The sequence below is a fragment of the Nocardia elegans NBRC 108235 genome (assembly GCF_001612845.1).
In the GTDB taxonomy this organism is placed as follows: domain Bacteria; phylum Actinomycetota; class Actinomycetes; order Mycobacteriales; family Mycobacteriaceae; genus Nocardia; species Nocardia nova.
In genome coordinates this window covers 65,444-78,630 of the sequence record NZ_BDBF01000009.1, presented here as the reverse complement: position 1 = coordinate 78,630, position 13,187 = coordinate 65,444, and the positions used below count along the sequence as shown (strand labels likewise).

Here is a 13,187-nt window from a genome sequence, read left to right as displayed (position 1 = left end):
CACTCACCCTGCCTCCTCGAAATCGATCTTCTCCCGCACCCCGCAGTCCGGGCAGCACCAGTCGTCCGGCACCGAGTCCCACGGCGTGCCCGCTGGAAACCCTTCCCGCGGAGCGCCTTTCGCCTCGTCGTACACGTAATCACAGACAGGGCAACGAAAAGCCCCCATCATCCCTCCTGTGTCATGCGGGACACCCGCACCCGGTCGGCACGTCGAGCCGCTGCGCGATTGTCGCTCACCGTGCCTCCTGGTAACGCGCGAGGACCTTGTCCCGCTTGCTCGGCTGAACATTCGCCAGCGTGAGATCGCCGTCGTAGTGGGCCAGAACGCGCTTGTCCATCACGCGCCGCCAGAGCGGCGGGAAGTAGGCGAGCAGGATCATGCTGGCGTAACCGCTCGGCAGATTCGGCGCGCCGTCCCAACTGCGCAGAGTCTGGTAGCGGCGGGTGGGGTAGGCGTGGTGATCGCTGTGCCGCTGCAGGTGGTACAGGAAGATGTTGGTGACGAGGTGGTCGCTGTTCCAGCTGTGCCGCGGTGTCGGCCGCTCGTACCGGCCGCGGGCCGTGCGCTGCCGCAGCAGACCGTAGTGCTCCAGATAATTGACCGCCTCCAGCAGACTGAAGCCGACCACCGCCTGCAGCACCAGATACGGCAGGACCTCGATGCCGAAGCCGGCCACCAGCGCCGCGTACAGCACCAGCGACATCGCCCACGCGCTGAGCACATCGTTGTGCAGACTCCACGGCCGCTTCCCGAGCCGTTCCAGCCGGGTGCGCTCGAGGCCCCACGCGGAGCGCAGACTGCCCCAGACCGTGCGTGGCCAGAACGCCCAGAACGTCTCGCCCACACGAGAACTCGCGGGATCCTCCGGCGTGGCAACCCGCACATGATGCCCGCGATTGTGCTCGATGTAGAAGTGGCCGTAGAACGTCTGGGCCAGCGCGATGCGCGACAGCCAGCGTTCCAGATGGACCTTCTTGTGCCCGAGTTCGTGAGCGGTGTTGATTCCGATGCCGCCGATCATTCCGACCGTCAGGGCCAGGCCGATCTTGTCCACGACGGTGAGCCCGCCGTCGATGCCGAGCCAGCTCAGGTTGTCCGCGGTGATCAGGTAGCACGCCATGACCAGCGACGCGTACTGGAACGGCAGGTAGATGTAGGTGAGGTAGCGGTAGTACCGGTCGTTCTCCAGATACTCCATGACCTCGTCCGGCGGATTCTCACCGTCGGCCCCGAAGAACAGGTCGGCGGCGGGAATGACCAGATAGATCAGGATCGGGCCGAGCCAGAACGGCACTTTCGCGAGGGTATGCCAGCCCAGTTCGTTGAATCCCCAGATCAGCGGTAGGCCGATGATGAACAGCCCGGTCGGGGCGAACAACCCCCACAACCACATATAGCGCTTGCGGTCACGCCATCCCGAGTCGAGCAGGCCGTCGGCGGTTCCGGCTTCGGTCGACATCGTCGTCTCCATTCGATACAGCTGCCACATCTACTGTGATGTGGGTAACCATTACCGTGGACAATATGCCGATGCCTGTCGGGTGTCTATACATTTTTGCCGATTTGTAAACGCGTTGTGACCGCGCGGCGGCCGGGCGGGACGGATGCCGTTCGGCGACCCGCCCCGTCGGCGAAAGCTGGATCAGCGCAACAGCACGTCCGAATCGGCGGGCAGCGCGTCGACCGGCCACCACCGCAGATCAGTCGACTCCGCACTGCGCACCGGCACCGCGCCGCGCGGAGCCCGGATCTTGAACAGCAGATCCAGATGGCGGGTCGGCACCCCCAGCGAGCAGGTGATCGGATGGGCCTGCGCGCCGTACAGGCCGGGTTCGACCTCCAGCCCGGCGATCCCGGACTCCTCGGTCGCCTCCCGCAACGCGGCGTCGACGACGGTCTCGTCCCCCGGCTCGCAGTGACCGCCCAGCTGGATCCACCGGCCGACCCGCGGGTGCAGCGTCAACAGCACCTCACGCTCGTCGTAGGAGAACACCACCGCCGACGCGGTGATGTGGCCGGGTGCGTGTTCGCGCAGACACCCGCGCGGAGCCGACCCCAGGAACGCCAGCATCGCCTCGCGCACGGACTGTTCCGGATGCGTCGCGGGCTTCCAGTTTTCGAGCAGCTCGGTGGCCGAGGCGTGCAGCGACTCGGTACTCACAACTCGACCAGACCCGTTCCCGCCTCGCGCGGCGGGCGCGGCGAAAGCTCCTCCTCGGGATAGCCGACGGCTATGGCGCCCAACGGATTCCAGTCCGGCGCCAGCCCCAGCACCTCGCGGGTCACCTCGGGCGCGAAGATGGTCGAGCCGATCCAGCAGCTGCCGACGCCCCGCGTGGCCAGGCCGACCAGCAGTCCCTGCACAGCCGCGCCCACCGCGACGGTGAACATGGTCGATTCGGCGGCACGGCGGCGCTCGTCCGGATAGTCGTGCGCGCCGTCGGGGACACAGAACGGGATGATCACCTCCGGGGCCTCGAACAGAATCCGGCCGCGCGCGACCCGGCGCTCCACCCGCTCGGGATCGAGGCCGTCGCCACCGAGATCGTCCCGCCATTGCGCCGCCATCGAAGTCAGCAGTCGCGCGCGCAGCTCCGGCTGCCGCACCCAGACGAAGCGAACCGGCCGGGTGTGATGCGGCGCCGGCGCGGTGAGCGCGTCGCCGACCGCGGCCCGGATCACCTCGGGATCGACCGGGATCTCGGCGAAGGTCCGCACCGAGCGGCGCAACAGCAGCGCTTCCCGATGGCCACGCTCGATCGCCTCGGCGGTGCCGAGCCAGAACAGATCCTCCTCGCCGCCGCGCAGCAGATCCCTGGCGGTGGATCCGTCGTCGTGCGGAGTCAGCCCGCGCACGACCGCGACCGGCACCCCGCCCAGCTTGCCCTTCGCGAGATCCGCTGCGGCAGCGAGTTCGTCGGCCACCGCCACCTGGGTGACCTGCAACTCGTTACCCTGCCCGTCGACCGCGCCGGCGTAGTCGTGCACGACGCGCAGGCCGGCGGCGCCGATCGCGGCATCGGTCTGCCCGATGCGCCAGGCGCGACCCATGGTGTCGGTGATCACCACCGCGACGTCGACGCCGAGGCGCTGGGCCAATGCCGCCCGCAACGCCTTCGCGCTGGCGTCGGGATCGGTTGGCAGCAGGACCAATTCGCCCTGTTCCACATTCGAGCCGTCCACGCCGGAAGCGGCCTGCACGATGCCGAGGTGATTCTCGGTGATGAGGGTGCGGCCCTTGCGCGCCAACACCCGCACCGCCTCGGCATCGACCAGTTTCCGTCGCACCGCGTCGCGCTCGTCCGGATCCCGCGGCGCCTCGACGATGCGGCCCTCGGCCTTGGCGACGATCTTGCTGGTCACGACCAGCACGTCCCCGTCGGCGAGCCAAGGAGCCTGGGCCGCAATATGTTCCGCGACATCGTCGCCCGGCCGGAATTCCGGCAGCCCCGGCACCGGGATGATCCGGATCTCCCCGCCGGGCGCGTGATCGGTGTTTCGCTCCTGATCGCTCATGCTGTGCTCATTTTCGGTATGAGCTGGGTGCCGCGTGGTTACGCTCCGCTCCCGCCTCCGCGCCTGATCGCTCATGCCGGCACTCCCGCGAGATCGAGCGCTTCCCGCACCATCGCGGCGGTGGCGGCGGGATCGGTCATCAGCAGCGGCACGCTGCGCACCTCCACACCCGGTACGTCGGCCTCGTCGGTCGAGTGGATCAGCCAGCCGTCGAGGATGCCGGTGTCGGACCGGGCGCCGAAGTGCCGTCCGATGGCCTCGGCCGAGGTTTCCACGCCGATCACCTCGAGGCATTCATCGGCCATGCCGCGCAAGGGTTTTCCCCCGATCACGGGCGATAAACCGACGACTTTGGCGGAGGTGGTCCGCAGCGCGCCCCGGATACCCGGCACGGCGAGGATCGCACCGATGCTCACCACGGGGTTCGAGGGTGCCAGCAGCACCACATCAGCAGCCTCTATGATTTCCGTCACACCAGGGGCGGGTTTGGCTTGATCCGCCCCGATTGTGACGAATCCATGGGTCTCGACGTTTGCTCGGTACCGCACCCACCACTCCTGGAAATGAATCGCGCGGCGTTCGCCAGGGTTGTCGGGGTCACTGATCACAACATGGGTTTCGCAGCGATCGTCGGTCGCCGGGAGAAGTTTCACACCGGGCTGCCAGCGATTGCACAGAGCTTCGGTAACCGCCGAGAGCGGGTATCCCGCGCGCAGCATTTCACTGCGCACCAGATGCGTCGCGATATCGCGATCTCCGAGTCCGAACCAATCCGGTTGCGCGTGGTATTTCGCCAGTTCCTCCTTGGCGTGCCAGGTTTCCCCGACGCGCCCCCAGCCGCGCTCGGTATCGATACCCCCACCCAGCGTGTACATGCAGGTGTCCAGGTCGGGACAGATGCGTAAACCGTGCATCCAGACGTCGTCGCCGACGTTCACCAGCGCCGTTACATCTGCTTCCGGCAGCAGTTCCCGCACACCTTGTAAGAAGCGCGCGCCGCCGACTCCACCGACCAACACCGCAATGCGCGGTTTACGATCAATCCGCTCGATCTCGGCCGCGATGTCCGCTTGTTCTCCAGTCACATCCGCACAGCCTATGCGGTGCCCGGAAGCGGGTGTTCGAGTGCGTATTTGCTGGTCATTTGCTACTTCGGGGTTACCGAACCGCGCCGAAGGCGGCCTCGGATAGTAACGGAATTGTGTCGGCAGCTTGACCATCGGCGCGTCCGGCGTGTCTAATCACAGACATGTCATTCCGGGTCCGCGCGAGAGCCTTTGGCGCAGACCGCGTTTCGAACGCATGTTCGCATCGGAACGACAAGCTCGGGGATGTCCGCGGGACTACGTCGCGGTGTGGGACCGTCGGTGGGCACGTCCGGTCCGACGGAAAAATCATTCTGCGCTAACACACAGTGAGGAGGCGGAGCGATGGCCGAGGAGCTGGCCCCGTCGGGCATTCCGGGCGGTGTATCGCAAACCGATTCCACAGCATGCGCAGCACCAAGCGACTGCGCTGACAGCCGGAACGACGAACGAGAGGGGGGCAGCACGGTGAACAACGAATCGGGATCGCTCAACAGAACTCCGCAGGGAGGGCAGTGGGCGCGCACCCAGCGCAAACCCGAACCACCGCAGCTGAGTCTCATCGTCACCGACTTCGATGCGATGTTCGACACCATCGAAGAACAGTGGCAGGAACGGGCGCTGTGCGCCCAAACCGATCCGGAAGCCTTCTTCCCCGAAAAAGGCGGCTCCACAAGGGAAGCCAAACGGATCTGCATGGGCTGCGAGGTCCGCGACGAGTGCCTGGAGTACGCACTCGCGCACGATGAGCGGTTCGGGATCTGGGGCGGCCTGTCCGAACGCGAACGCCGCCGCCTCAAGCGCGGCATCAGCTGAGCTCACCCGCCTCTCCGGATATTTTGCGTGCCGTGAGAGCCGGGGGAGGTTCGCTTCGGGCCGGCGGTCGTGGGCCTGGTCGGGTTCTGGATGTACCCGGTGAGTTACCCATGTGCTCACGAAATCTGTTGTCCGGTCACCCCGTTCGCCTCGCTTCGTTTCGGCGGAGCGGGGCGGGCGACGGGAAGTGAGTCGCCCGGCACTCGTTCATGGTCGCCCGGCGTTCGTTCTCATCGGCGAACGCGGTGACCGGCAGTTCTTCCGCGCCTACTCCCCTGTCGGGTCGATGATCTCCGGGTCGACGCCCAGATAGGTGGCTATCTGCTGGACCAGGACTTCGCGGAGGAGGTCCAGGAGGTCTTCCGGGTCGTGGGCGCGGAGTTCGAGGGGTTTGCGGAACAGGACCACTCGGGCTCGGGTGGCTACGTTGTGGCGGTCCACTCCGGCCGGAACCAAGCGGGAGAGCGGGACCGGGCCGTCGGCGACCACCTCGTCGGGCCAGGTGACCGAATCCGGGTGCAGCGGGCGGATCTTGGGGACGTCGTCGACCGCGATGTCGAGTTTGGTCAGGCGATCGTGCCAGCGGGCGTCCAGAGGGGCGAACGCCTCCAATACCAGCCGGTCGAACTGCTGGCCGCGGGTGCGGCGCGCGGGCGCCGACGGCGGCAGCATCGGTCCGCGCACACCGCGCCCGCGGCGAACCACCGAACGGGTCGTCACCGGCCGCCTCTTCGATCGGGTCATACCTTGCGACAGTAGTCACCGCGCCGAGGGCGCGGCCACGTGCTCTCCCGGAGCCGGAGCCCCCGCGCACCCCGAACCGGCCGGGCACCGGCCCGCGTGTCTGTCTGCGACACACGGCGCGGGGGGTTAGTCTGCTGGATGTGATTCCCATGCGTCGTTGCTGCCGCCCAGGCTGCAAGAATCCGGCCGTCGCGACGCTCACGTATGTCTACTCGGACTCCACCGCAGTCGTCGGCCCCCTCGCCACCGTCGCCGAACCGCACTCCTGGGATCTGTGCGAAACCCACGGCTCCCGCATCACCGCCCCCAAGGGCTGGGAACTGGTCCGGCACGAAGGTGGATTCTCCTCCAGCACACCGGACGACGACGACCTGACGGCATTGGCCGAGGCCGTCCGCGAAGCCGGTATGCGGCGGCGCGCGCCGGAACCCGAGCAGCGCGGCTACAGCGACTACTCCCCACCGCCGGCGCGACCCCAGCGGCCCGGCCGCACCGGCCGCCGCGGCCATCTCCGGGTGCTGCCCGACCCCCCGAACTGAGCCAGCACCGCACGCGCCACACGCGCGACCGGCCTGAAGCCCGGCCGAGCCTGGGGCCCTATTAGGGTGTTGGTCATGACAGTCGCCCGGTCTGCCGAGTCCGTTCACGCAGTTGTCAAGGCATACGACGTTCGCGGGGTTGTCGGAGAGCAGATCGACGCGGAATTCGTCCGCGACGTCGGCGCGGCCTTCGCCCGGCTGATGCACACCGACACCACCCCCGCCACGCGCATCGTCATCGGTCACGATATGCGCGACTCCTCTCCGGAACTGGCCGCCGCCTTCGCCGACGGCGTCCTCGATCAGGGGCTCGACGTGGTCCACATCGGGCTCGCCTCCACCGACGAGCTCTACTTCGCCTCCGGCCATCTGCAGTGCCCCGGGGCGATGTTCACCGCCAGCCACAACCCCGCCCGCTACAACGGCATCAAGTTGTGCCGGGCCAACGCGCTGCCGGTCGGCCAGGAGACCGGGCTCGCGACCATCGCCGAGGAACTCGTCGACGGCGTACCCGCCGGGCCGGGCACCCGCGGCACCGCCACCGAGCAGAACTTGCTCGAGGCCTACGCCGAATTCCTGCGCGGCCTGGTCGATCTCGGCGCGATCCGGCCGCTGAAGATCGCCGTGGACGCGGGCAACGGCATGGGCGGCTATACGGTCCCGGCCGTGCTGGGCGCCGTGCCGCAACTGACCATCGCCCCGCTCTACTTCGAACTCGACGGATCGTTCCCCAATCACGAAGCGAACCCGCTGGATCCGAAGAACCTGGTCGACCTGCAGAAGTACGTCCGCGAGACCGGCGCCGATATCGGCCTGGCGTTCGACGGTGACGCCGACCGCTGCTTCGTCGTCGACGAGCGCGGCGAACCGGTCTCCCCCTCCGCCATCACCGCGCTGGTCGCGGAGCGCGAACTGGCGAAAGAGCCGGGCGCCACGATCATTCACAATCTGATCACCTCACAGGCCGTGCCCGAACTGGTCACCGAACTCGGCGGCACGCCGGTCCGCACCCGCGTCGGCCATTCCTTCATCAAGCAGCAGATGGCCTCGACCGGCGCGATCTTCGGCGGCGAGCACTCCGCGCACTACTACTTCCGCGACTTCTGGGGTGCCGACTCCGGTATGCTGGCCGCTCTGCACGTGCTGGCTGCCCTGGGTGAGAAAGACCGGCCGATGTCGGAGCTCGCGTCCTCGTATGCGACATACGCGGCGTCCGGGGAGATCAACTCCACAGTGGCGGATGCGCAGGACCGAACCCTGGCGGTGGTCACCGCATTCGAAGGGCGCGCGCAATCGGTCGACCGGCTCGACGGCGTGACCGTGCGGCTGCCCGGACAGGCGTGGTTCAATCTGCGCGCATCCAACACCGAGCCGCTGTTGCGACTCAACGTCGAGGCCCGTTCGCAGGAGGAAGTAGACGCACTCGTAACCGAGATTCTGAGCATCGTGCGCGGCTGACTGGAATAGTGGAATCACAGGGCTTGGATTCGCCCGGGGACAACGACATCCCCCGGCGTGGTGACCCGATTGAGGGGAGGTGGCAACGCCCGATGATCGCAGGGACACCCGTACTCGACCTCGATGACGTCGCCTCGTTGGAGGCCGCGGATTCCGGGGGAATTTTGCGTTCGGCCGCCTCGGGGGGCGCCCAGGTGCGTGCCACAGCGGCCGCCGTCGCCGAAAACGCGCTCATCCGGCTCGATGGGCTGCGGCCGCGAAGTCTGGTGCTGGTCTCCGGCACCGGGCGCGCGGCCCGGGCGGCCACTCTGCTGCAAGCCGCGCTCGGCGACCGCGCGGGGCTGCCCATCATCAGCGCCACCACGATTCCGCAGTGGGTCGGTTCGCTGGATGTGGTGGTCGTGGCCGGCGACGACTCGGCCGATCCGCGACTGACCGGCGCCGTCGACCGGGCACTGCGCCGCGGCGCCGAAGTCGTGGTCGCCGCGCCCGACGAGGGCCCGATGCGGGCCGCGGCCGCCGGACGCGCGGCCATGCTGCCGCCGCGGGTGCGGGTGCTGGACCACAACCGGATTCTGCGCTTCGTCGCCGTCGGGATCGCGGTGCTGCAGGCGATCGATCCGACGCATATCGGACCGCTGGTGCCGAACCTCGACGAACTCGCCGACGCGCTCGACGCCGAGGCCCTGCGCGACGGACCGCACCACGAGGTTTTCCACAACCCCGCCAAAACCCTCGCCGCGCGGATGCGGGAACGGCGGCTGGTGCTGACCGGCGATTCCCCCGCCGCCGCGGTGGTGGCCGAGCACGGCGCCGAGGTGCTGTTGCAGACCGCGGGACAGATCGCGGCCGCCGTCGACCTCACCGAGGCCGTGGCCGCGAACGCCCGGCTGATCGAATCCGCCGAGGCGACCGCACCCGGTTACGATCCGCTGTTCCACGACGAGCAGCTGGACGGGCCGGCGCCGGTCGATCGGGCCCGGGTCTTCGTGGTGAGCGCCGACGGCGACCAGGTCGCGGCCCGGCGCCGGCTGGCCGTCTTCGGCGCGGGCGCGGGCATCGTCGACGCCGATCTGGTCAACGTCGACATCGAACTGATGCGCACCGAGGCGAGTGTGCCGCGCGAGACGGGGGCGAGCGAACCCCAGGCGCCGGTGGCCGGGCGCGGCAGCGAGCTGGAACAACTGGCGGTGCTGGTGCTGCGGCTGGAAATGGCCGCCGCGTATCTGCGTCTGCTCGGCGGCCCCCCAGCCACGAGCCGTCCCGCCCACTACGACGGGGGCCACTACTAGTGCACGAACTCGTTGGTGCGTTGCGTTCCTATGCCTGGGGATCTCGCACCGCCCTCGCTCAGCTGTGCGGTCGGGAGGTTCCCTCCCCTCATCCCGAAGCCGAACTGTGGTTCGGCGCCCACCCCGCCGACCCGGCGAAGGTCCTCGCCGACGGCGCCGGCCGCTCGCTGCTGGAACTGCTCGAGGCCGAGCCGAACCGGGAGTTGGGTGCGGTCGCACCGGCGTTCGGCGGGCGTCTGCCGTTCCTGCTGAAGATCCTGGCCGCCGAGGAACCGCTCTCACTGCAGGCACATCCCAGCGCCGATCAGGCCCGCTACGGATTCGAGCGGGAGAATCACACGCGGGTGCCGCTGGATTCCCCTATGCGCAACTACCGCGACGACTCCCACAAACCCGAACTGGTGGTGGCACTCGACCGGTTCGAGGCGCTGGCCGGCTTCCGCGACCCGCTGCGCACCGTCGACCTGCTGAACTCGCTGGCCGTGCCGGAACTGGTGCAGTACACCGAACTGCTTGCCGCCCAGCCGGACTCGGGCGGCCTGCGCACGCTGTTCACCACCTGGATCACCCTGCCGCAGGCCATGCTGGCCACACTGCTGCCCAAGGTCCTCGACGGATGTGTGCGCTATCTCAAACAGGTCGACCCGCTCGAACCCCCCGGACTGGCCAAGGAATTCGCGGCCGAGGCGCGCACCACGCTGGAACTGGCCGAGGCGTATCCGGGTGATGCCGGGGTCCTGGCCGCCCTGCTGCTGAACCGATTGACCCTCGAACCCGGACAGGGCCTGTTCCTGGCCGCCGGCAGTCTGCACGCCTACCTGCGCGGTATCGGCGTCGAAATCATGGCCAATTCGGACAATGTGCTGCGCGGGGGGCTCACTCCCAAGCATGTCGACGTGCCCGAACTGCTGCGCGTGCTGGATTTCGAACCGCTGCGGGCGCCGATCATCGAACCCGAACCGGTCGATGCGCACTCGTTCCGGTATCCGACGCCCGCACCGGAATTCGCGCTGCGCCGCTTCGAACTGGCCGAGGACGCCGCGGCGGTCGACATCCCGCGCGTCGGACCGGGCATCATGCTGGTGACCGCCGGGACCGTCCTGCTGTCGCAGGCCGGGAGCGAATTGCCGATCGCGGCCGGAAGCGCCGCGTGGATCTCGGCCACCGATACCGATATCCAGGCACGGGCCCTCGGCGGCCCGGCGCAATTGTTCTGCGCGTGTGTGGGCGAGTGAGCGCGCGGCCGCTTTAGTAGATTGATCGAACAAATCGGACATCTACCGGCGAGCGCCGGGGACGGAAGGACCGGGGCTGCACCATGTCTGCTGGTGGCGGAAAGAAGGCGATCTTCGCGGCGTTGAGCGCGAATGCCGGCATCGCGGTGGCGAAATTCGTCGGCGCCGCGATCACCGGTTCCGGCTCTATGCTGGCCGAGGCCGTGCACTCGGTTGCCGACACCGGCAACCAGGGACTGCTGCTACTCGGGCAGAAACGTGCCGAACAGGAAGCCGACGACCTGCATCCGTTCGGCTACGGGCGCAACCGCTACTTCTACTCGTTCGTCGTGGCACTGGTGCTGTTCTCGCTCGGCTCGATGTACGCCATCTACGAAGGTGTGCACAAGATCCAGCATCCGGAGGAACTGACCTCTCCCGCGGTGGCGATCGTGATCCTGGGTATCGCGGCCGCGCTGGAGAGCTACAGCTTCATGACCGCGATGCGGGAGTCCTCGCCCCTGCGCGAGGGGGCGAGCTGGTGGCGGTTCATCCGCAATTCGCGCAGCCCGGAACTCCCGGTGGTGCTGCTCGAGGACACCGGTGCGCTGATCGGCCTGCTGATCGCGCTGGTCGCCGTGGTGCTGACCGTGGTGACCGACAACGCGATCTGGGACGGTATCGGCACCCTCGGCATCGGCGTGCTGCTCGGTGTCATCGCGGTCGTGCTGATCGTGGAGATGAAGAGCCTGCTGATCGGTGAGGGCGCGACGCCCGCGCAGGACGCGGCGATCCGCGCGAATCTGGTCGACGGCGAGCGCATCGACCGGGTCATCCACCTGCGCACCGAATACCTCGGCCCGGAGGAGATGCTCGTCGCGGCGAAGGTGTCGATCGTGCCCGGACTCGAGATCGCCGATATCGCCACCGCGATCGACGACGCCGAAGCCCGGGTGCGGGCCGCCGTCCCCGCCGCCCGGGTCATGTACATCGAACCCGATCTGTACCGCACCCAGCCGGTGTAGGTCCTTCCGGTTCAGCTCGTCACGCCGAGCAGGACGGCCGGGTCGAGGCGGATGCCGAACCGTTCGCGCAGCGCACGAGTCGCGGCGTGCATGCCGCACATGCCGTGCACGCCGGGCCCCGGCGGGGTCGCCGCGGAGCACAGGTACACACCGGGAAGCGGTGTGGCATATGGGTTCCAGCGCGGCGTCGGTCGGAAGATCGTCTGCGCCGGCGTCATCGCGCCGGCCGCGATATCGCCGCCGACGTAGTTGGCGTTGTGCGCGGACATGTGTGCGGCGGGGCGCACATGGGTGGCCTGGATCAGGTCACGGAAGCCGGGGGCGAAGCGCTCGAGTTGCGTGACGACTTCGGGACTCACGTCGCGGCCGGATCCGTGGGGTACATGGGCATAGGCGTAGAGCGTGTGGTTGTCGCCGGGAGCCCGGGACGAATCGACCACGCCCGGCTGGATCACCAGGACGTAGGGCCGCTCGGCGTGGCGTCCCGACGCGACGAGACGTTCGACGGCCATCGCCTCGGCTCGCGTGCCGACGACGTGCACGGTGCCCGCGGCCGCCAGCTCCGACGCCTGCCACGGCACCGGACCCGAGAGCGCGAAATCCACCTTGCAGGCCGCGCCGCCGAATCGATAGCGCTGCAGCCGGTTTCGATATGCCGTGGGAACTCGCGCGATCCGCAGCAGCTCCGTCGGCGCGGTGTCGAGCAGAACCGTTCGCACACCGGCGAATTCGTCCAGGGAATCGACGCGGTGCCCGGTGTGGACGCGTCCACCGTGCCGCTCCAGATCCGCGATCAGCGCATCGACGATGGCCTGCGAGCCGCCGCGCGGAATCGGCCAGCCACCCACATGACCGAGGGTGCCCAGCAGCAGCGCCACCCCGGCCGCCGCGAACTGCCGCGGCGGCATGATGGCGTGCGCACTCACCCCGGTGAACAGTGCCGCTGCGCGCTCCTCGCGAAAACGCAGGTCCCACATCGGCGATGCCTGCTCGAGCAGCCGGCGCCCGAAGCGCACGGCGGACAGCGGATCACGAGGGATATGGCGCAGGTCCGACATCCCCAGCTCCACCACCGCCTCCCACTGTCGCACCAGCGGGGCGAACAGGCGCCGCCATGTCGCACCGTCGCGGCCCAGGCCCTCGACCGTCCGATCCAGATCCCGCCAGGCCGACGCGGCCACCCCGCCGTCGAGCGGATGTCCGTAGGAGATCTCGGGAGTCGCCAGTTCGACGCCGTGCGCGCCGAGATCGAAGGCGCGGAAGAACGGGGATGCCAGCGCCATCGGATGCGCGCCCGCGCACACGTCGTGGTGATAGCCGGGCAGGGTGAGCTCGGCGGTACGGCAGCCACCGCCGGCATGATCCGCGGCTTCGAATACCTCCACCTCTAGCCCCGCGCGGGCCAGCAGCACCGCCGCGGCCAGACCGTTAGGCCCGGAGCCGACCACCACCGCATCCGCCATGATCACCACCTTAGGGCGAAAACCAAGGGCTC

At 68.5% G+C, this 13,187-nt stretch carries 13 protein-coding genes; 6 read left to right on the top strand and 7 right to left on the bottom strand.

Annotated features, from left to right (window positions below; all coding sequences use genetic code 11):
* Positions 1–3: 3 nt before the first annotated feature.
* The 5 genes from NE2_RS34775 to cofD form a co-directional block, all read right to left on the bottom strand.
* The gene (locus tag NE2_RS34775; RefSeq protein ID WP_084493890.1) at positions 4–168 is read right to left on the bottom strand and encodes a rubredoxin; all 165 of its coding nucleotides are present in this window, start codon (positions 166–168) and stop codon (positions 4–6) included.
* Between the two features lie 67 nt (positions 169–235).
* Positions 236–1,462 carry an alkane 1-monooxygenase gene (locus NE2_RS07655; RefSeq protein WP_063025141.1) on the bottom strand — a complete coding sequence of 409 codons (1,227 nt, stop codon included), beginning with the start codon at positions 1,460–1,462 and terminating at the stop codon, positions 236–238.
* A 183-nt stretch (positions 1,463–1,645) separates the two neighbouring features.
* On the bottom strand, positions 1,646–2,164 hold the full coding sequence (locus NE2_RS07650) for an NUDIX hydrolase (RefSeq protein WP_063025138.1): 519 nt from the start codon (positions 2,162–2,164) through the stop codon (positions 1,646–1,648).
* Positions 2,161–3,519: a coenzyme F420-0:L-glutamate ligase gene (locus tag NE2_RS07645; protein ID WP_063025136.1), complete on the bottom strand. Its 1,359-nt coding sequence runs from the start codon at positions 3,517–3,519 to the stop codon at positions 2,161–2,163. Before NE2_RS07645 ends, NE2_RS07650 begins: the two co-directional genes overlap by 4 nt.
* Positions 3,520–3,590: 71 nt before the next feature.
* Positions 3,591–4,604 carry a 2-phospho-L-lactate transferase gene (cofD, locus tag NE2_RS07640; RefSeq protein ID WP_233429704.1) on the bottom strand — a complete coding sequence of 338 codons (1,014 nt, stop codon included), beginning with the start codon at positions 4,602–4,604 and terminating at the stop codon, positions 3,591–3,593.
* Between the two features lie 582 nt (positions 4,605–5,186).
* On the opposite strand from cofD, the gene NE2_RS07635 reads away from it, so the two are divergent.
* Positions 5,187–5,420, top strand: a complete 234-nt coding sequence (locus NE2_RS07635; protein WP_030515006.1) for a WhiB family transcriptional regulator — start codon at positions 5,187–5,189, stop codon at positions 5,418–5,420.
* Positions 5,421–5,687: 267 nt separating this feature from the next.
* On the opposite strand, the gene NE2_RS07630 is transcribed toward NE2_RS07635, so the two are convergent.
* On the bottom strand, positions 5,688–6,164 hold the full coding sequence (locus NE2_RS07630; RefSeq protein WP_195022669.1) for a metallopeptidase family protein: 477 nt from the start codon (positions 6,162–6,164) through the stop codon (positions 5,688–5,690).
* A gap of 149 nt (positions 6,165–6,313) precedes the next feature.
* Between NE2_RS07630 and NE2_RS07625 the strand changes: the two genes are divergently transcribed.
* From NE2_RS07625 to NE2_RS07605, 5 genes are all read left to right on the top strand, one after another.
* Positions 6,314–6,703 carry a DUF3499 domain-containing protein gene (locus NE2_RS07625; RefSeq protein WP_030515004.1) on the top strand — a complete coding sequence of 130 codons (390 nt, stop codon included), beginning with the start codon at positions 6,314–6,316 and terminating at the stop codon, positions 6,701–6,703.
* Positions 6,704–6,778: 75 nt separating this feature from the next.
* A complete protein-coding gene (locus tag NE2_RS07620; protein WP_063025375.1) occupies positions 6,779–8,161 on the top strand; it encodes a phosphomannomutase/phosphoglucomutase in 1,383 nt (460 codons plus the stop codon).
* 92 nt (positions 8,162–8,253) lie between these two features.
* Complete coding sequence (locus NE2_RS07615; protein ID WP_063025134.1) at positions 8,254–9,453, top strand: hypothetical protein; 1,200 nt, start codon at positions 8,254–8,256, stop codon at positions 9,451–9,453.
* Positions 9,453–10,688 carry a mannose-6-phosphate isomerase, class I gene (manA, locus tag NE2_RS07610; RefSeq protein ID WP_063025132.1) on the top strand — a complete coding sequence of 412 codons (1,236 nt, stop codon included), beginning with the start codon at positions 9,453–9,455 and terminating at the stop codon, positions 10,686–10,688. The genes NE2_RS07615 and manA overlap by 1 nt, the downstream gene beginning before the upstream one ends.
* Before the next feature lie 83 nt (positions 10,689–10,771).
* Positions 10,772–11,692: a cation diffusion facilitator family transporter gene (locus NE2_RS07605; RefSeq protein WP_063025130.1), complete on the top strand. Its 921-nt coding sequence runs from the start codon at positions 10,772–10,774 to the stop codon at positions 11,690–11,692.
* Positions 11,693–11,703: 11 nt separating this feature from the next.
* On the opposite strand, the gene NE2_RS07600 is transcribed toward NE2_RS07605, so the two are convergent.
* On the bottom strand, positions 11,704–13,155 hold the full coding sequence (locus NE2_RS07600; RefSeq protein ID WP_063025373.1) for a phytoene desaturase family protein: 1,452 nt from the start codon (positions 13,153–13,155) through the stop codon (positions 11,704–11,706).
* Between the last annotated feature and the right edge of the window lie 32 nt (positions 13,156–13,187).

Excerpts from the sequence above, each read along its gene's own strand:
- NE2_RS34775 (WP_084493890.1), bottom strand. The coding sequence starts at position 168 with ATGGGGGCTTTTCGTTGCCCTGTCTGTGATTACGTGTACGACGAGGCG.
- NE2_RS07655 (WP_063025141.1), bottom strand. The coding sequence starts at position 1,462 with ATGTCGACCGAAGCCGGAACCGCCGACGGCCTGCTCGACTCGGGATGG.
- NE2_RS07645 (WP_063025136.1), bottom strand. The coding sequence starts at position 3,519 with ATGAGCGATCAGGAGCGAAACACCGATCACGCGCCCGGCGGGGAGATC.
- NE2_RS07635 (WP_030515006.1), top strand. The coding sequence starts at position 5,187 with ATGTTCGACACCATCGAAGAACAGTGGCAGGAACGGGCGCTGTGCGCC.
- NE2_RS07630 (WP_195022669.1), bottom strand. The coding sequence starts at position 6,164 with ATGACCCGATCGAAGAGGCGGCCGGTGACGACCCGTTCGGTGGTTCGC.
- NE2_RS07625 (WP_030515004.1), top strand. The coding sequence starts at position 6,314 with ATGCGTCGTTGCTGCCGCCCAGGCTGCAAGAATCCGGCCGTCGCGACG.
- NE2_RS07620 (WP_063025375.1), top strand. The coding sequence starts at position 6,779 with ATGACAGTCGCCCGGTCTGCCGAGTCCGTTCACGCAGTTGTCAAGGCA.
- NE2_RS07615 (WP_063025134.1), top strand. The coding sequence starts at position 8,254 with ATGATCGCAGGGACACCCGTACTCGACCTCGATGACGTCGCCTCGTTG.
- NE2_RS07605 (WP_063025130.1), top strand. The coding sequence starts at position 10,772 with ATGTCTGCTGGTGGCGGAAAGAAGGCGATCTTCGCGGCGTTGAGCGCG.
- NE2_RS07600 (WP_063025373.1), bottom strand. The coding sequence starts at position 13,155 with ATGGCGGATGCGGTGGTGGTCGGCTCCGGGCCTAACGGTCTGGCCGCG.